At 72.9% G+C, this 17,158-nt stretch carries 14 protein-coding genes; 4 read left to right on the top strand and 10 right to left on the bottom strand.

The features are described 5' to 3' along the window. Window positions 1–5: 5 nt before the first annotated feature. The gene (locus AW273_RS05440) at window positions 6–1,010 is read left to right on the top strand and encodes a carbohydrate kinase family protein (protein ID WP_232327085.1); all 1,005 of its coding nucleotides are present in this window, start codon (window positions 6–8) and stop codon (window positions 1,008–1,010) included. A 65-nt stretch (window positions 1,011–1,075) separates the two neighbouring features. Then, the gene (locus AW273_RS05435; RefSeq protein WP_157555579.1) at window positions 1,076–2,821 is read left to right on the top strand and encodes a hypothetical protein; all 1,746 of its coding nucleotides are present in this window, start codon (window positions 1,076–1,078) and stop codon (window positions 2,819–2,821) included. A gap of 10 nt (window positions 2,822–2,831) precedes the next feature. On the opposite strand, the gene AW273_RS05430 is transcribed toward AW273_RS05435, so the two are convergent. From AW273_RS05430 to AW273_RS05405, 6 genes are all read right to left on the bottom strand, one after another. Beyond that, window positions 2,832–3,278, bottom strand: coding sequence for a GNAT family N-acetyltransferase (locus tag AW273_RS05430; RefSeq protein WP_062345801.1), 447 nt, complete (start codon window positions 3,276–3,278; stop codon window positions 2,832–2,834). 163 nt (window positions 3,279–3,441) lie between these two features. After that, window positions 3,442–3,906 carry a Rieske (2Fe-2S) protein gene (locus tag AW273_RS05425; protein WP_062345799.1) on the bottom strand — a complete coding sequence of 155 codons (465 nt, stop codon included), beginning with the start codon at window positions 3,904–3,906 and terminating at the stop codon, window positions 3,442–3,444. 91 nt (window positions 3,907–3,997) lie between these two features. After that, window positions 3,998–5,149 (bottom strand): acyl-CoA dehydrogenase family protein, encoded by a 1,152-nt coding sequence (locus AW273_RS05420; RefSeq protein WP_062345797.1) that lies wholly within the window; start codon window positions 5,147–5,149, stop codon window positions 3,998–4,000. A 2-nt stretch (window positions 5,150–5,151) separates the two neighbouring features. Beyond that, window positions 5,152–6,072, bottom strand: a complete 921-nt coding sequence (locus tag AW273_RS05415; RefSeq protein WP_062345795.1) for a hydroxymethylglutaryl-CoA lyase — start codon at window positions 6,070–6,072, stop codon at window positions 5,152–5,154. Further along, window positions 6,069–7,871, bottom strand: a complete 1,803-nt coding sequence (locus AW273_RS05410) for an acetyl/propionyl/methylcrotonyl-CoA carboxylase subunit alpha (protein ID WP_062345793.1) — start codon at window positions 7,869–7,871, stop codon at window positions 6,069–6,071. Before AW273_RS05410 ends, AW273_RS05415 begins: the two co-directional genes overlap by 4 nt. Window positions 7,872–7,876: 5 nt before the next feature. Continuing rightward, entirely contained in the window at window positions 7,877–9,484 is a 1,608-nt protein-coding gene (locus tag AW273_RS05405; protein ID WP_062345791.1) for a carboxyl transferase domain-containing protein, read from the bottom strand. A gap of 27 nt (window positions 9,485–9,511) precedes the next feature. Here AW273_RS05405 and AW273_RS05400 point away from each other — a divergent pair, with 27 nt between their 5' ends. Continuing rightward, entirely contained in the window at window positions 9,512–10,084 is a 573-nt protein-coding gene (locus tag AW273_RS05400) for a TetR/AcrR family transcriptional regulator (protein ID WP_062345789.1), read from the top strand. A gap of 36 nt (window positions 10,085–10,120) precedes the next feature. Here AW273_RS05400 and AW273_RS05395 read toward each other — a convergent pair whose 3' ends face one another. From AW273_RS05395 to AW273_RS05385, 3 genes are all read right to left on the bottom strand, one after another. Next, window positions 10,121–13,075, bottom strand: coding sequence for a coiled-coil domain-containing protein (locus tag AW273_RS05395; protein WP_157555578.1), 2,955 nt, complete (start codon window positions 13,073–13,075; stop codon window positions 10,121–10,123). A 79-nt stretch (window positions 13,076–13,154) separates the two neighbouring features. Further along, a complete protein-coding gene (locus tag AW273_RS38410) occupies window positions 13,155–14,306 on the bottom strand; it encodes a hypothetical protein (protein WP_232327084.1) in 1,152 nt (383 codons plus the stop codon). Beyond that, window positions 14,299–15,486, bottom strand: coding sequence for a hypothetical protein (locus AW273_RS05385; protein ID WP_232327082.1), 1,188 nt, complete (start codon window positions 15,484–15,486; stop codon window positions 14,299–14,301). The genes AW273_RS38410 and AW273_RS05385 overlap by 8 nt, the downstream gene beginning before the upstream one ends. A gap of 63 nt (window positions 15,487–15,549) precedes the next feature. Here AW273_RS05385 and AW273_RS05380 point away from each other — a divergent pair, with 63 nt between their 5' ends. Next, the gene (locus tag AW273_RS05380; protein ID WP_062345785.1) at window positions 15,550–16,470 is read left to right on the top strand and encodes a winged helix DNA-binding domain-containing protein; all 921 of its coding nucleotides are present in this window, start codon (window positions 15,550–15,552) and stop codon (window positions 16,468–16,470) included. Here AW273_RS05380 and AW273_RS05375 read toward each other — a convergent pair. Then, window positions 16,452–17,093 carry a M50 family metallopeptidase gene (locus AW273_RS05375; RefSeq protein ID WP_232327081.1) on the bottom strand — a complete coding sequence of 214 codons (642 nt, stop codon included), beginning with the start codon at window positions 17,091–17,093 and terminating at the stop codon, window positions 16,452–16,454. The two genes, AW273_RS05380 and AW273_RS05375, sit on opposite strands and share 19 nt — an antisense overlap. Window positions 17,094–17,158: the final 65 nt, after the last annotated feature.

Raw genomic sequence — 17,158 nt, 5'->3', positions numbered from 1 at the left:
GGGACATGGGATCGGGGATGCGGGCGCGGCCGGTGATCGGCGAGGTCGTGACCGACGCCGGATCCGAGGGCCCCGTGACCCGGGACACGAGGGGGCTGCTGGTGATCGGCGATGTCGTGACCGACGTCGTCGCGCTCCACTCCGAGCCGGTGGCCACGGGCACCGACACCGAGGCCGAGATCACGCTGCGGCCGGGCGGCTCGGGCGCCAACACCGCCGCGTGGGCCGCCCACCTGGGCGGCGACGCCCGGTTGCTGGCCCGCGTCGGCTCCGACACGGCGGTGTGGCACCTGAACGCGCTGAGCGGCGTCAAAACCCATGTGACCGTCGACCCCGACCGCCCGACCGCCGTCGTCATCGCCATGGTCGACGACGCCGGCGAGCGGTCGTTCCTGACGAACCGGGGCGCGGCGCGTCGTCTGGGCCCCGGCGACTGGAGCGACGCGCTGCTCGACGGCGTGGCCTGCCTCCACCTGTCCGGCTACCTGATGTGGACGCCGGAGGGGCTGGAACTGGCCCGGATCGCCATGCGGGCCGCGCGGGGCCGCACGGTCAGCGTCGACCCCGCGTCGACGCGGTTCCTGCGCGAGTTCGGGACCGAACGGTTCCTCGCCGAGACGCGGGAGGCCGATGTGATCGTGCCCAACCGCGACGAGGCGCTCGCGCTGACCGGAGCCGCCGATCCGGAGCGGGCAGCCGAACTCCTCGGCGACATCTACGGAACCGCGGTCGTGAAGCTCGGCCCGGCGGGCGCGCTTCTCGCCCAAGACGGGCGTATCGTTGCTCGGGCCGGTGCCGCCACGGCGGGGCCGGCCGACCGCGTCGTCGACTCCACCGGCGCGGGAGACGCGTTCGCGGCCGGGTTCCTCACGGCCCGACTCGCGGGTTCCACCCGTTCCGAATGTCTCGAAGCGGGCTGCCGCGCAGGCCGGCGGGCCGTTGGGCTTGTCGGCGGCCGTCCTCCGGCCGTCAAGAACGCAACAGAGCTTTACCCTATTGACACCAATTGATAGCTTGCGGCGTAAGCTGCACCATTAGCAACAAGCGTCACTCTCGGGAGGGTGCGGTCAAACCGATGGACGCCGAGTCAACGATCTGCCTGAGCGATCTGGTTCCCGCTCTTCGCTGGAGCCGCCCCCAGCAGGTGGCCGAGGTGCTGGGAGATCCACGCCTCCCCGGCGGCTGGTGGGGCTCCGTCGCACTGGGCCGTGCCCTCGGCACGACCGGAGTTGACTGGGTCTGCGAGCGGCTCGCCCGGCTCGCCGTGGCCCATCTCGACCATCTGCCGCTGACCGACTTCATGCCGGCCGTGCAGGTGCACACGGTCGACCGTCAGCTCCCCGGCTGGCCCGACCCCGTCCGCTCGGTGATCATCGGGCTGGGCGGCTGGCAGCGCCTGCGCCGCCTCACCGCCGGCGACCTCGACACCCCGTCGGCCGCGGCGACGCCCGACGTGGTGCTGACGGCGGTGTTCAAGGAGATCTTCACGCACATCCGCATCGAGATCCCCGCCGAGACCGCCGCCCCGGCCCCGGCCGCCGCTGCGGCCGCCGCGCCGCAGGCCCCGGCTCCGGCTCCGGCTCCGGTCCAGCAACCGGCCAAGCCGGCGCCGCTGTCGGCCCCCGTGCCGGCCGTCGAGGAGACCGGCATGATGGCCGCGATCCCCGCGATCCCGGCGCGCGGCCAGGTCAACGGCGTGAAACCGGCCGTCAACGGCACCCCCGTGGTGCCCGCCCCGGCCAAGGAGCCCGAGAAGCCCGCCCCGCTCAACACGGCCGAACACCCGATGGTCGGCCTGGTCGAGCACCTGTTCCGCGAGTGGAACCAGCTGGAGCGCGCGGTCGCCGCGCAGCGCCTGTTCGCCGCCGAGCCGATCAGCCTCCGCACCCTCGCCCACGAGCTCAACGTCGACCGCGAGCTGCTGTCGCAGGCCCAGCGCACCGCCGAGGAGCGCGTGCTGATGTGGTTGCGCTCCCCCGACTCCGCCGCCCTGACGGGCCACCTGTTCGGCCTCACCGAGTGGCTCGGCACCGCCGCCACCCAGGAACAGCTCATCGGCGCCGATCCGTCCCACCCGATCGAGGTCCCGGCGCTGCGTACGCCCCTGTGGCGTGTCCTGGTGACGCTCATGCCCGACCGCCGGCTGCAGGACGGCTGGCTCGTCGTGGGCGACCTGGGCGGCCTGCGCGACCGCACCCGCCAGCTGCTGTCGGCCCACCCGGCCGACGCCGACGTGATCGAACTGCTCGGCCAGCTCGGCATCCGTTCCCACTCCGCCAAGGCCTGGATGGAAGCCCTGCCGAAAACTCCCGCGAACACGACGTCCCCCGCCAACGGCGCCCCGGTGGGCGACACCCCGCTGCCGCGCCGCACCCCCGGCGCCAACGGCCACCCGGCCCGCCCGGCGGGCGTGCCGATACCGAAGATGGCCCACAGCGGCCCCGACCCGGCGACCGCGCTGGCCGCGCTCAACGCCCTCACCGGCGGAGCGCCGCGCCCGCACCTGGTGCCCAGCCCGCGCAGCACGCCGAGCCCGGCGTCCGACCCGCGCCGCTGGCAGCGCATCGACGTCACCAGCGGGCACCTGCGCGGTGAACCGGTCGCGGTGCCGGAGAACTACGCGGCCCAGCTCGGCATGCGCCCCGGCACCCTGCTGTCGGTGACCGGTCCCGGCGACAACGCCGTGGTGCTGGTGTGGCGCGACCGGCAGCCGGTCTTCGACTCGCTGCAGCCGGTGCTGATGCGGTTGAACGCGCGGCCGGGCGACTCGGTCTACGTGACCGTCGACGGCTACCGGCTCGACGCCCAGCTCACTTCCTAGGGCTCACTTCCTAGGGATTCCTCGGGCGGAGCAGCTTGCGGTAGTAGGTGGCCGACACCTCGTAGCCGGTCGCCTTGTAGAACTCGGCCGCGCGGCGCGTGGCCAGCGCGACGTATCCCGCGTCGCGGCTGCGCGCCCACAACTCGAACTCCGCGAGCAGATGGCGGCCGAGGCCGTGGCGGCGGAAGCCGCTCTCGATGATCGCCTCCTCCACCCACGCGACCCGGCCGTTGGCGAACAGGGTCAGATGGGTGAAGCCGAGGAGGTAGCCCCGGACGACGCCGTCGACGGTGGCCACGAGGAGCAGCGCCTCCTCGTTCTCCAGGAGCTCGGGGAAGGCGGCGTCGAAGGCGGCCCGCTCTGGTCGGAACGACACGGCGAATTCGCGGGCCAACGCGAAAATCTGCTCCGCGTCGGTCTTCTCTGCTCTGCGAAGCTGGAGATCACCGGACGTCATGAGAGGACTCTAGGATCCGTCCGACCTGCGCGTCCATCACCGGGATGCGGTCGCCCGGCTACCGAGCCCGTCCGGAACATCCGGCTTGACGGAAGTTTAAGCAGGTGGGAAGTGGTACGTCCGGCCACGTACCACTGATGGTAATGGTGCCAAACTTTCGCACTTATCCGAGGAGGATCTGGTCGCCCTCGACCTTGATCGGGACCTCGGGGAGCGGGGTGGCGGCGGGGCCGCCCTGGACCGATCCGTCGGCGATCGAGAACTGCGAGTTGTGGCACGGGCAGACGATCTTGCCCGCGTCGATGCTCTTGACCTTGCAGCCCTGGTGGGTGCAGACGGGGCTGAAGGCCTTGTAGGTGCCGGCCTCCGGCTGCGTCACCACGGCCTGCTCGGTGATCACGCCGCCGCCGACCGGCACGTCGGCCGTCGCGGCGAGCGCGTTGCCGCCGGCCGCGGGGGCGTCGGTCGCGGCCGGGGGCGCGGCCGCGCTGTCGGCCGGAGCCGGTTCGGCGCTGGTGGGGGCCTGCTCTCCGGAACACGCCGCGACCGCGACGCCGACCCCGGCCAGCGCGGCGGTGCCGATGGCGCGACGACGAGTGACGTTCAGGTCCACTGTGATGCCCTTCATCTGGGTTACGGGGGTTGTCGTACACAGACAACCAGCAGCCGGGAGTGGACCCGCACGCTTGATCGGCTTTCTAAGGATTAATTAATCGTGGTCAGAGCCCTCCGAGGCCCAGTTCACGGGCGATCAGGAGGCGCTGGATCTCGCTCGTGCCCTCACCGATCTCCAGAATCTTGGCGTCGCGGTAGAAGCGGCCGACCGGGTATTCGTTCATGAAACCGTAGCCGCCGAAGACCTGGGTCGCGTCGCGGGAGTTGTCCATCGCCGCGTTCGAGGCGACCAGCTTGGCGATGGCGGCCTCCTTCTTGAACGGCAGGCCGCGCAGCATCCGCTCGGCCGCGTGGTAGTAGGCCAGGCGGGCGGTGTGGGCGCGGACCTCCATGTCGGCGACCTTGAACTGCATCGCCTGGTAGTGGCCGATCGGGTGGCCGAAGGCGTGACGCTCGGCGACGTAGCGGACCGACTCGTCGACGCAGCCCTGGGCCAGGCCGACCGACAGGGCCGCGATGGCGATCCGGCCCTCGTCGAGGGTCTGCAGGAACTGGGCGTAGCCCCGGCCGCGCTGCCCGAGGAGGTTGGCCGCCGGCACCCGGCAGTTGGTGAACGACAACTCCCGGGTGTCGCTGGACGACCAGCCGACCTTCGAGTACTTCTCGGAGACCCCCAGGCCCGGCGTGCCCGCCGGGACGATGATCGTGGAGATCTCGGGCTTGCCGTCGACCCTCCGGCCGGTGATGGCGGCAACCCCGACGAAGCCGGTGATGGCGGTGCCGGAGTTGGTGATGAACGCCTTCGACCCGTTGATCACCCACTCGTCGCCGTCGAGGACGGCGGTGGTCCGCATGCCGCCGGGCACGTCGGAGCCGCCGCCGGGCTCGGTCAGCCCGAACGCGCCCAGCAGCTCACCGGCCGCCAGCCGGGGCAGCCACTCGTCCTTCTGCTCGGAGGTGCCGAAGCGGTAGAGCGGCATCGCGCCCAGCGAGACGGCGGCCTCCAGGGTGATGGCGACGCTGGAGTCGACCCGGGCCAGCTCTTCGAGCGCCAGGCACAGAGCGAAGTAGTCGCCGCCCATGCCGCCGTGCTCCTCGGGGATGGGCAGGCCGAACAGGCCCATCGCGCCCATCTTCCGGACGATCTCGTAGGGGAACTCGCCCTTCTCGTAGAGGCCGCCGATGACCGGGGCGACCTCGTCGCGGGCGAACGCCTCGACGGTCTTGCGCAGGTCTTCGTGGTCTTCGGTGAGCATTCTCACTCCTTCGTGAGGGCGCGGACCACCGCGCTGGGGCTGGGGCGGCCGAGCCTGCCGGCCAGCCAGTGGCTGGTGGCGGCGAGCTCCCGCAGGTCGACGCCGTGGCGGATGCCGAGGCCGTCGAGGAGCCAGACCAGGTCTTCGGTGGCGAGGTTGCCGGTGGCCGACCTGGCGTAGGGGCAGCCGCCGATGCCGCCCGCGCTGGCGTCGATCACGGTGATGCCGTGGCGGAGGGCCTCGACGACGTTGGCCAGGGCCTGGCCGTAGGTGTCGTGGAAGTGGACCGCGAGCGGCCGCTCCCGGGGGAAGGCGTCGAGCAGCGCGCCGACGTGCCCGGCGGTGGCGACGCCGATCGTGTCGCCGAGCGACAACTCGGCGCAGCCGAGGTCGAGCAGCCGGCTGCCGACGTCGACGACCTGGCCGATCGGGACCGGCCCCTCCCACGGGTCGCCGAAGCACATCGACACGTAGGCGCGGACCCTGAGCCCGTTCTCGCGCGCCCGCCGGACCACCGGGGCGAACATGTCGAACTGGGTCTTCAGCGACCGGTTCAGGTTGCGCTGGGCGAAGGTCTCGGTCGCGCTGCCGAAGATCGCGATCTCGGTGCAGCCGAGTTCCAGCGCGCGGTCCAGGCCGCGCTCGTTCGGCACCAGGACCGGATAGCGCACCTGGTCCTTCCGGTGGACGACCGTGAGCAGCTCCTCGGCGTCGGCGAGCTGCGGCACCCACTTGGGGTGCACGAAGCTGGTCGCCTCGATGACCTTCAGGCCCGCCGCCGCGAGCCGGGTGACGAACTCGGCCTTGACCTCGACCGGCACGATCGTCTTCTCGTTCTGCAGCCCGTCGCGCGGCCCGACCTCGTAGATCGTGACCTCGTCGGGCAGATTCTCGATCCGGTACGTCGCGCCTTTGAACGTCACAGCGCCGCCTCCACGACCGCGAGGACCTCGTCGAGGGCGACCTGCTGACCGGCCCGCACCCGGAGGGTGACCGTCCCGCCGACCGGCGCCGTGACGGTGTGCTCCATCTTCATGGCCTCCACGATCAGCAGCGGCTGCCCCTCGGCCACCCGGTCGCCCTGCGCGGCCTTCACGACCAGGACGGTCCCCGGCATCGGGCTGCGCACCGCGCCGTCACCCGCCTGGGCGGCGGCCGACCGCTCCTCGATGGGCTCGTGCCGGGCGACCTTGTACGTCCGCCCCTCGGAGTGGAGCCAGAGGGTCGCGCCGTCGCGGGCGGTCGTGAACCGGCGGGTCACCCCGTCGTCTTCGGGCGCCTCGACGATCTCCCCGCCGACCTCAAGAAGGTGGGCCGGCGGACGGTGCCGGCCGAGCCGCCAGCCGTCGGGGATGTCCCAGGGGTCGTCGGAGGCGGCGACCGGGGCGAAGAGGCGGGCCGCCTCGGCGAGCACGTGACCCGGGATCTCCGGTTCGGCCGGGTCGACCTCGCGCTCGACGAGCCCGGTGTCGAGCACGCCCCGCCGGACCCGGTCGTTGCGCAGCAGCTTCTGGAGGAAGCCCAGGTTGGTGGTCACCCCGAGGATGACCGTCTCCCGCAGCGCGTTGTCGAGCGTGGCCAGGGCCTCGTCCCGGGTGGGGGCCCACGCGATCACCTTGGCGAGCATCGGGTCGTAGCCGGTGCCGACCACGCCGCCCTCGGCGATGCCCGAGTCGAAGCGGACCTTCGGCTCGGTGAGCTTGAGGACGCGGCCGGTGCTCGGGAGGAAGCCGCGCGCGGGATCCTCGGCGTAGACGCGGGCCTCCACCGCGTGGCCGTCGAGCCGCACGTCGTCCTGGGTCAGCGGCAACTCCTCGCCCGCCGCCACCCTGAGCTGGAGTTCGACCAGGTCGAGACCGGTGACGAGTTCGGTCACGGGGTGTTCGACCTGAAGGCGGGTGTTCATCTCCATGAAGAAGAACTCGCCGGTCGTGCCGTGGACGATGAACTCGATGGTGCCCGCGTTGACGTAGCCGACGCTGCGCGCGGCCTCCACGGCGGCGGCGCCCATCTTGGCCCGCGTGGCCTCGTCGAGCAGCGGCGAGGGCGCCTCTTCGACGATCTTCTGGTGCCGGCGCTGCAGGCTGCACTCGCGCTCGCCCAGGTGGATCACGTTGCCGTGGGCGTCGGCCAGCACCTGGATCTCGATGTGGCGGGGGCTCTCGACGTAGCGCTCGATGAGGAGGGTGCCGTCGCCGAAGGCGGCCAGCGCGGTCCGCGCGGCCGAGGCGAGCGCCTCGGGCAGCTCCTCCTTGGCGCGCACCAGCACCATGCCCTTGCCGCCGCCACCGGCCGACGGCTTGATCAGGGCGGGGAACTCCGCGAAGTCCGCCAGATCGGTCGACGCGCCCGGCACCACCGGGACCCCGGCCGCCGCGACGGTCTCCTTGGCGCGGATCTTGTCGCCCATCGCCTCGATCGCGCCGGCGGGCGGGCCGACGAACACGATGCCGTTGTCATGGCACGCGGCCGCGAAGTTCGTGTTCTCGGAGAGGAATCCGTAGCCGGGGTGGATGGCCTGAGCTCCGGTTATCCGGGCGGCCTCCACCACTTCGGAGGCGTCGAGGTAGCTGCCGATCTTCACCGCCACGTCGGCTTCGTCGGCATGGGTCGTGTCGCCCTCGGTGTGGACGGCCACCGACCGGATGCCCAGGCGGCGCAACGTCTTGATGACACGGAGGGCGATCTCGCCCCGGTTGGCGACCAGAACGGTGTCGAACATGGGCCTCACATCCGGAAGACGCCGTAGCCGACCGGCTCCAGCGGCGCGTTCGCGCAGGCCCCGAGGGCCAGGCCGAGGACGGTCCGGGTGTCGGCGGGGTCGATGACGCCGTCGTCCCACAGGCGCGCGGTCGAGTAGTAGGGGTTGCCCTGCGATTCGTACTGGGCCCTGATCGCCTCGGGGTCGGCGTCGCCGACCATCGAGAGCACGGTCGCGGCCTGTTCGCCGCCCATGACCGAGATGCGGGCGTTCGGCCACATCCAGAGGAACCGCGGCGAGTAGGCCCGCCCGGCCATCGCGTAGTTCCCGGCCCCGAACGAGCCGCCGACGACCACGGTCAGCTTCGGCACCCGCGCGCAGGCGACCGCGGTGACCATCTTGGCGCCGTGTTTGGCGATGCCGCCCTGCTCGTAGGCCTTGCCGACCATGAACCCGCTGATGTTCTGGAGGAACACGAGCGGGATCTCCCGCCGGTCGCACAACTCGATGAAGTGGGCGCCCTTGAGCGCCGACTCGGCGAACAGGATGCCGTTGTTGGCGACGATCCCGACGGGGTGCCCGTGGACGCGGGCGAAGCCGGTGACGAGGGTCGGGCCGTACTCCTGCTTGAACTCCAGGAACCGGCTGCCGTCGACGATCCGGGCGACGACCTCGCGCACGTCGTAGGGGGTGCGCGTGTCGGGGGGCACGATGCCGTAGAGCTCGCGGGGCTCGTACTTCGGCGCCTCGGTGTCGGTGCGCTCCCACGCCTTCCTCGCGGGCGCGAAGGTGGCCACGATGTCGCGGACGATGCGCAGCGCGTGGGCGTCGTCGTCGGCCAGGTGGTCGGTGACCCCGCTGATCCGCGAATGCACCTCTCCCCCGCCCAGCTCCTCGGCGGTGACCTCCTCACCGGTCGCGGCCTTCACCAGGGGCGGCCCGCCGAGGAAGATCGTGCCCTGGTCGCGGACGATCACCGCCTCGTCGCTCATCGCCGGGACGTAGGCGCCCCCGGCCGTGCACGAGCCGAGCACCGCCGCGACCTGCGGGATGCCCTTCGCGGACATGGTCGCCTGGTTGTAGAAGATGCGGCCGAAGTGTTCGCGGTCGGGGAAGACCTCGTCCTGCCTGGGCAGGAACGCGCCGCCGGAGTCGACCAGGTAGACGCACGGGAGACGGTTGTCGAGGGCGACCTCCTGGGCGCGGAGGTGCTTCTTGACGGTCATCGGGTAGTAGGTGCCGCCCTTGACCGTCGCGTCGTTGGCGACGACCACCACCTCGCGGCCGCTCACCCGGCCCACGCCGGTGATGATCCCGGCCGCCGGCGCGGCGTCGTCGTAGAGGCCCGTCGCCGCGAGCGGCGAGAGCTCCAGGAACCGCGCGCCCGGGTCGAGCAGCGTGTCGACCCGGTCTCTGGGGAGGAGCTTGCCGCGCTCGACATGCCGGATCCGCGACCGCTCGGGGCCGCCCCTGGCGGCCGTGTCGAGCCGCTCCCGCAACTCGGCGACGAGCCTCTCGTTGACCTCGGCGTTCTTCTTGTAGGACGCCCCGCCCGGATCACCCGAACTGGACAGCACCGGCCACACCTGTCGGCCACCTCCTCCGTGTTCTCCGCGCCTCACGTTAGTCGCCATTAACATCAACGTCTACCATGGGGGCTTGTGAGCACACCTACCCGGAACAGGCGGGCCGAGATCCTCGACGCGGCGGCGGCCCTCTTCGCCGAACGCGGCTTCCACGGGGTGTCCATCGAGGAGATCGGCGCGGCGGTCGGCGTGTCCGGGCCCGCGCTCTATCGCCACTTCCGGGGCAAGGAGGCGCTGCTGACCGAGATCCTGCTCGACATCTCGGGCCGCCTCTCCTCCGCCGGCGCCTCGGCGGCCTCCCTCGCACCGCCTGACGCGCTCGACGTGCTGCTCAGAGGCCACATCGAGTTCGCCCTCGGGCATCCCGAGCTGATCCGCGTCCACGAGCGGGAACTCCACAACGTGCCCGCGGCCGACCAGCGGGCCATCCGCCGGCTCCAGCGCCTCTACGTCGAAGAGTGGGTGGGCGTGGTGCGTGACCTCCATCCGGGCTGCGCGGTGGCGCGGGTGCGGGCCGCGGTGCACGCCGTGTTCGGGCTGCTGAACTCGACGCCCCGGAGCGTCGGAGAGCTGGGGAGTGCGGAGATGGCGTCGGTGCTGGAGGTCATGGCCCGGGCGTCGTTGCGGGCTGCTGTTAGCGACCGTTAACACGCGCCGGGCCTGCGCCTTTACAAAGTAGAGTTCTTACGCGCGGGTCACGTGCTCGGCGAGCATCCTCACCCGGTCGGCGTGCTTGTCGTGGGCGATGATGATGGGCGGCTCGTTGTAGGCCATCGCGTCGGACGAGCGCCGCAGCTTCACATACTGTCCGCACGCGTCGATGGCGTAGGGCTCCATGTCGTCCTGCAGGGCGCCGATGACGGTGATGCCGTAGGTCTCGCCGATGCGGCGGAACAGGGCGACCGCCTCGCGGCGGTGCTCCTTGCCGAGGTTGCGGCCGAGCTCGTCGAGGACCAGCGTCAGGTGCTTGCCGCCGCTCGACGCGATGGCCGCCGCGCAGACCAGCTTGACCGCCTTCTCGTCCATCAGCGCCGTGTTGGCCCGGCGGTTGTAGGGCACGTAGCCCTGGCCCTCGCCCCGCTTCCACTTCGGGATCACCCGCCACGACCAGCGCTGCTCGGGGTCGGCCGGGGCCGCCGGGACGGGGAAGTCGAGGGAGGCGCCGTAGCCGCCGTAGCCGGTGTCGAGACGGTCGAACTCCTCGGCCACGCGGGTCAGGCGGGCGCGGATGGCCTCGGTGAGGGTCGCACGGTGGACGGCGGTCGACTGGGCGGCCTCCTCGGCGCCCCGCGTGGCGGCGGCGAGGTCGCGGCGGCGGGTGGTGATCTGCGTCTCGATCTGGCGGCGCTGGTGGCGTTCGTACTCCTCCTGGGCGCGCAGGTAGGAGCCCAGCGCGTTGCACACCGCCTGGAAGGTGGCCAGTTCTTCGGCGGCGCGGCCGTCTTTGCGGGCGGCGATGAGGTAGGCGAGCTCCTCGGGCATCTCCTCGCCGTCGTCGAAGGTGTCGCGCAGGGCGGCGTCGAGGTGGCGTTCGGCGGCCCGCCACCACTCGTCGGCGGTCAGCTCGTCGGCGGCCAGCCACTCCTGGGCGCCCTCGACGGTGCCGCCCCAGTCTCTGACCAGCCGGTCGAGCCCGAGGGCGGTCCGCTGGGCCTCGATGCGGGCGGCGCCCGCGCGGGCCTCGTCGCGGCGGGCGGTCAGGGCGTGGCGGCGGCCCTCCAGGCGGTCGGCCTCGACGTCGCGGGTGCGGGCCCGGAAGTCGAGCGCGCCGACCCGCTCCTCGGCGGCGTCGAGCGCGGGGGTGAGCTCGCCGGCGGCGGCGGTCAGTTCGGTGAGGCGCTCGCGCTGGGCGTCGAGCCGGGTGGCCAGCTCCGCCAGCCGGTCGGCGGCCTCGGCGCCCTCGACCCGGCGCTCGGCCGCGGCGACGCCCTCTTCGGCCCTCCGCACGGCCGCGGCGGCGGCCTCCTGCGCGGCGACGGCCCGCTCGACCCGCTTGGCGGCGGCCTTCACCCGCGCGTCACGCCCGGTGACCTGCGCCTCGGCCAGGCCGACGACGGTGACGCCGGACGAGGAGACCACGACGGACCCGGGGAAGGCGGCCAGCGCCGTCGCGGCGGCGTCCATGTCGGCGGCGTCGACCACGACGGCGTCACGCGCGTCTTCGGCGACGCCGGCCTGTTCGGCCACGTCCAAGGCGTCGAGGAGGCCGGCGGCCCGGATGCCCGCCAGGCCCAGCGCGGTGAGCTGCAGGGCGGCCGGGCCGTTCTCGGCGTCGCGGAGGGCGGCCTGGGCGGTCTCGTGTTCGCGGTCGGCGACGCCGAGGGCCTTGAGCGCCTCGGCGTGGACCGTGCGAGCCTCGGCCAGTTCGGCGCGGGCCCGGCCGGGGTCGCGGCCGTCGGCGCGGCGGCGCTGCTCCTCCAGGGCCGGGATCTGGGCCCGGAGCTGGTCGGCGGTGTTCTGGGCGACCGCGCGTTCGGCCTCGACGCGGGCGGCGCTCGCCTGGACGGCGGCCAGTTCCCGGCGCGCGGTGGCCAGCGCCCGGTCGAGCGAGTCGTCGCGCAGGGCCGCGATCTCGGCCTTGACCTCGGCGATCGCCGACTCGGCCGTCTCGGCGGCGGCCTCGAACTCCGCCCGCTGCGCCGCCAGGGCGCCCTCGGCCTCGGCGGCGTCGGCGACCCGGCGGGCGAGCCGGCCGCGCCAGTGCTTCAGGGCGTCGGCGAGCCGTTCGCGGGCCCGGTCGCGGCGGTCGAAGGCGGCCAGCAGGTGGCGTGACTCGTCTTCGAAGTCGGCCAGGCGCCGCTGGGCGTCTTCGGCGCGCACCCGTTTGGCGTGTTCGTCGCGGCGGGCCTCGCGTTCCTGGTCGAGCTCGGCGTCGAGGCCGGTCAGGGCGGCGATGGCCTCGAAGATGCGGTCGGGCGAGATCTCGTTCAGCGGCTGCGAGAGCAGGTTGGTGGCGACCTTGCTGCGTACCGACGTGGAGAGGAACGACACGCACCTGACCCGGTCGCCGTAGAGGACCCGGGTCAGGTCGCGGGCGACGACGTCGCGCCGCCCGGCGCTCTTGGGCAGCCCCGACCAGATGACGTCGGCGTGGGTGACCCGTTCGGCCTCGGAGGCGGCGGTGGCCAGGTGGACGCCCTCGGCCCACCGCACCTCCAGGTGGGGCGCCTCCTGGTTGACCCGCACCCACACCGTCACCGGCACCCCGGCCGACGGCACGTCGAAGACGCCGACGATGTAACCGTGGTCGGCGCTGGCCCACTGCTGGTCGCCGTGGGCCGCCAGCTCGGCGTTGAACAGCAACTCGGAGACGGCCTTCGCGCCCGAGGCGAACCGCCACTGCTCGTCGCCCAGCAGCGCCGTGACGGCGGCGATGAACGACGACTTCCCGGCCCCGTTGGAGTCTTTCGGCCCGGCCCCCGCGACGACGACGAGCGTGCCCGGCACGATCGGGACCGTGTGGGTCGACAACCGCGAGATGTTGACCGCCTGCACCGCGACCAGCACCCGGTCGCCGACGATGTCGTCCTGCGGGGCCCGGACCGGCCGCACGTCATCGATCGGCACGACGACCTGGAACAACCCGGAGGCCCCCGGCTCTCCCGGCTTGTCTCCGCTCAGATCGACGACCTCGGTCATCCCCGCACCCTTTCCGAACCGATCACGACAACCCGCACCACATCGACGCCCAGCCGGCCCCGGCGCCCGGCACCGCGCATCACGCCGCCTCGCCGGGGCCGGACGGCTCGTGGCGGCGGCGTTTGGCCCTGATGGCGACCGCCAGCGGCGTCTGCGGACCGGCCGCAAGGATGAGCTCCTCCTGCAGCCGCGCCCGCGCCGCCCGCGTCAGCCGGTGGAACTGCGGGCCCGGCACGTAGCCGCCCGCGCCCTCCTCGCCGGTCTTCTGCTGGGCGATCAGCCCGGCCTGCCGGAGCGACCGCAGGGCGGCCTCCAGCTCGCCGATGGGCAGCAGCGTGCGCCGCCGCAGTTCCTCGGTCGCGACGGGATGGTGCGACAACCAGGTGTCTTCCCCCAGCAGGCCCTCGGCCCGGGGGATCGCCACCGAATGGACCAGCACGAGCGCCAGCACCGCCCGCTCGGCCTCCGGCAGGGAGGTGGCCTGGTAGGCGTCGGCGTAACCGGAGATCCACGCGTCGCGCCGCTGCTGCAGCACCCGCCCCCGGCGGGCCAGCATCTCCGTCAGCGCCCGCCGCAGGGCCGGGTCGCGCAGCGCGGCGAACCGCGCCTCCTGGACCGGCTCGGCCGCCGTCTCGACCGCCACGAACGCGGCCACCAGCTCGGCCCGCCGCCGCTCGTCGAAGGCGCCCAGCAGGTCGCCGAACTCCTCGGGCCCCTCGTCGCGCGCCTCCACGACGGGCGTCACCTCACCCGAGGGCGCGGGCGCGGCGATGCGCCGCATCAGCTCCCGCAACTGGACGTGGCCGTCGGCGGTCCAGAGCACGCAGCGCGGCCCGAGCCGCAGCGTCCCGAAGCCGGACGACACGATCCAGCCGGTGTCGTGGAGCCGCCGCAGCGCGCCCACGGCCCAGCTCCGCACCGAGTCGTCGGTGCGGCCGACCATGGTGCGGTAGCAGGCGAGCACGTCGTCGACCGCCGCCCACACCCCCGGCCACGGCTCGGCGTCGAGGTCGGCCCAGCACATGCGCAGGCAGCAGGCCAGCACCCGCCGGGTCTCCCCCGCCCGCTCCACGGGCGCGCCGGCGATCTGGTATTCCTCCAGCAACGAGGGCGAGGCCCCGTCGGGCCACACGGGCACCCCGGTCTCGCCCACCCGGACGAACCCGGGCGGCACGGAACCGGTCAGCTTCACCAGGCCCGTGGAGCGCGCCTCGGCGTGGAGCTCACCCATCGGTGCGCTCCAACCTGCCGTGGGACCGCCAGCTCGGGTGCCCGGAAGGGTCGGCCGAGAGGGTGTCGGACCAGGCCAGCCGGTAGGGCGCCTCGGGATGCAGGTCGGCCGAGGCGAGGTCGGCGAGCACGCGGCGGATCGTCGACCAGTCGCCCGTCAGCACCTCTTCGAGCGCCACGGCGTCGCGGTCGCCGAGCAGTGCTTCGGCCACCTCCGTGAACCGCCCGGGAGCCGACGCCGCCAAGGAGGAGGACGCGCCCTCGTCGGGCAGGGGGGAGCGCGGCGGCGCGGGCCGGACGGGAACGGGCCGGGGCGCCTCGTCGACCGCGCGGACGATCGCGGAAGGGTCGTGCCAGGGCGCGGCGGCGTCGAAGACGAACCCGTCGAGGACGGCGGCGAGGCGTTCGCGGGAGGCCGTCTGGGCGAAGGTGCGCCACGTCTCGGCCGGGAGGAGGGTCAGGTTGCGGGTGGTGCCGGCCGAGTCGGCCAGGCGGCCGGCCGCGCGGCGGGAGGCGTCGCTGTAGGCGTAGATGGCCGAGCGGAGGTCGGTGCAGACGCGGTCGAGGTCGGGCCAGCGGGTCAGGATCGTGGTGTGGAGGCTCTGGGCGCGGCGGGCGATCTCCTCGGTGCCCCACAACTTGGGGGCCTGCTCGCGGAGCTCCTCGATGGTGCCGGTCGTCAGGGTGACGAGTTCGAGGGCCCACAGGCGGAAGGCGCGGGCCAGCATGTCGGCCGAGCGGCGGGCCTGCTCCATCGTGGTGCGGGGGCCGGCGACCGTCAGGTCTTCGAGGGCCAGCAGGCGGTGCATCTCGCTCTGGCCGCCGTCGTCCATCATGCGGCGGATGAACATCAGGCCGACCACCGACGTGAACGACGCCCGGTAGCGGAGCTGGTTGGGCTTGGGGAAGACCTCGCGGATCGCGCCGAGGCCGCGCAGCACGCGGAGCCGGTTCTCGAACTGCTCGACCGGGTGGGCGCGGCAGGCGTGGCGCATCTGCTCGTGGGTCAGCCACTCTTCGCCCGCCTCGGCGAACGCCGCGAACAGCGTCTCGGCGATGTCGACCAGGGCGGGGTCGTCGACGACGGCGCCGCTGTCGCGGGCCAGGGCGGCGAACATGCGGCGGTAGGTGACCAGCACCGCCTCGTCGGACAGCGCCGAGTCGAGCGTCTCGGGTAGCACGCGCCCCACCGTAGGGCACCGCTCCGACATTCCTGGTTCGCAGGATGTTCCTAGGATCGTCCCGTGAACGATCCATGGCCCAGACGGGCGACGGCGCAGCTCCTCGACCGCCCCCGGACGAGCGTGCCCGAGCTGGTGGGGCGGCTCCTGGCCGTACAGGCGCAGGATTCCAGGGCGGCGGCGCTCGCGCTGCGCGCCCGGGGCGCCGGGTTCACCAGGCGGGACGTCGAGGAGGCGATCCGCGCCGGGGAGATCACCCGGGCCTGGGGGCCGCGCGGCACGCTGCACCTGATCAGGACCGACGACCTGCCCTGGTTGTTGTCGCTCACCCGGCCCTCGACCGCCACCATCGCCAGGCGTCTCGCCCAGCTCGGGGTCACCGGCGACGACCTGGCCGGACGGGTCGAGCGGGCCACCGCGGGGCAGGGCCCGCTCACCAAGGCCGAGCTCGGGGAGCGGCTCGGGGCCGAAGGCCAGGCGATCATCCATCTGGCCGCGCTCGCCGCCGAGCGGGGCCGGCTGGTGCTCGGTCCCGACCGGGGCGGCAAGGCCACCTACGTCCACGCCGCCGACTGGCTCGGCGCGCCGATCGTCTTCGAGCCCGACCGTGACAGGGCCCTGCGGGAACTCGGGGTGCGTTACGCCCGGTCCCACGCCCCGGCCACGCCCGAGGACCTCGCCTACTGGTCGGGGGTGAGCCTGCGGGAGGCGCGGCGGGCGCATCACGACGTACCGGGGAAAGAGCCCTGGGAGGGCACCCGGCTGCTGCCCGCCTTCGATGAGTTTCTGCTCGGCTGGAAGGAACGTGCCCCGATGACCGTTCCACCGGCCGTGATCGCCCCCGGCGGGGGAATCATCCGCCCGGCCGTTGTCAAGGACGGGGTGATCGTCGGAACGTGGTCGCTCGGTGGAAACGATCGGGAAATTCCCGTCGACGAGGAAATCGCGGACATCGCGAATTTCCTTCACATCACCAGCAAATAGCCGCCATATCCCAATGCCACCACCGACACCACGAAAAACAGAAACACCCATAATGCGCCGGGGACCCGCGTCAGGCGCGCGAGCTGGTCGGCGTCGGAGTCGGGGGCCCGGCCGCGCCGCCGCTTGCGCTGCAGTTCGAGGATGGGCCGCACCCCGCCGAGCATGAGGAACCAGGCCGCGCCGTAGGCCACCACGCCCTGCACGTCGGGCGTCGCCAGCCACGACACGCAGAACACCGCGCCGCCGACCGCCAGCAGGGAGACCACCCCGAACACGTTCCTGATCAGCAGGAGCATGCACGCGAGCAGCAGCAGCACCAGCCAGAGCAGCAGCGTCACGTGGCCGGCGTCGGTCAGCCACGCCGCGCCCAGCCCCACGAGCGAGGGGGCGATGTATCCGGCCGCCGCCGTCAGCACCATGCCCGGACCCGTCGGGCGGCCGCGCGTCAGCGTGACCCCCGAGGTGTCGGAGTGGAGCCGGATGCCGCGCAGCTTGCGCCGGGTCAGCACCGCCATCAGGGCGTGCCCGCCCTCGTGGGCGATCGTGATCAGGCCGCGCGACAGGTGCCAGGTCTGCGGATAGGCCACGACGCAGAAGGCCACGACTCCCGCGACCGCGATCACCCACAGCGGCGGCGCCGGATGGGTGTCGATGAGCTGGTTCCAGAGGGCTTTCAGGGGGCCACCTC

The sequence above is a fragment of the Herbidospora yilanensis genome (assembly GCF_001570565.1).
Taxonomy (GTDB): Bacteria; Actinomycetota; Actinomycetes; order Streptosporangiales; family Streptosporangiaceae; genus Herbidospora; species Herbidospora yilanensis.
Note: the sequence above shows the minus strand (reverse complement) of the source record. Positions and strands in the feature narration are given on the sequence as shown.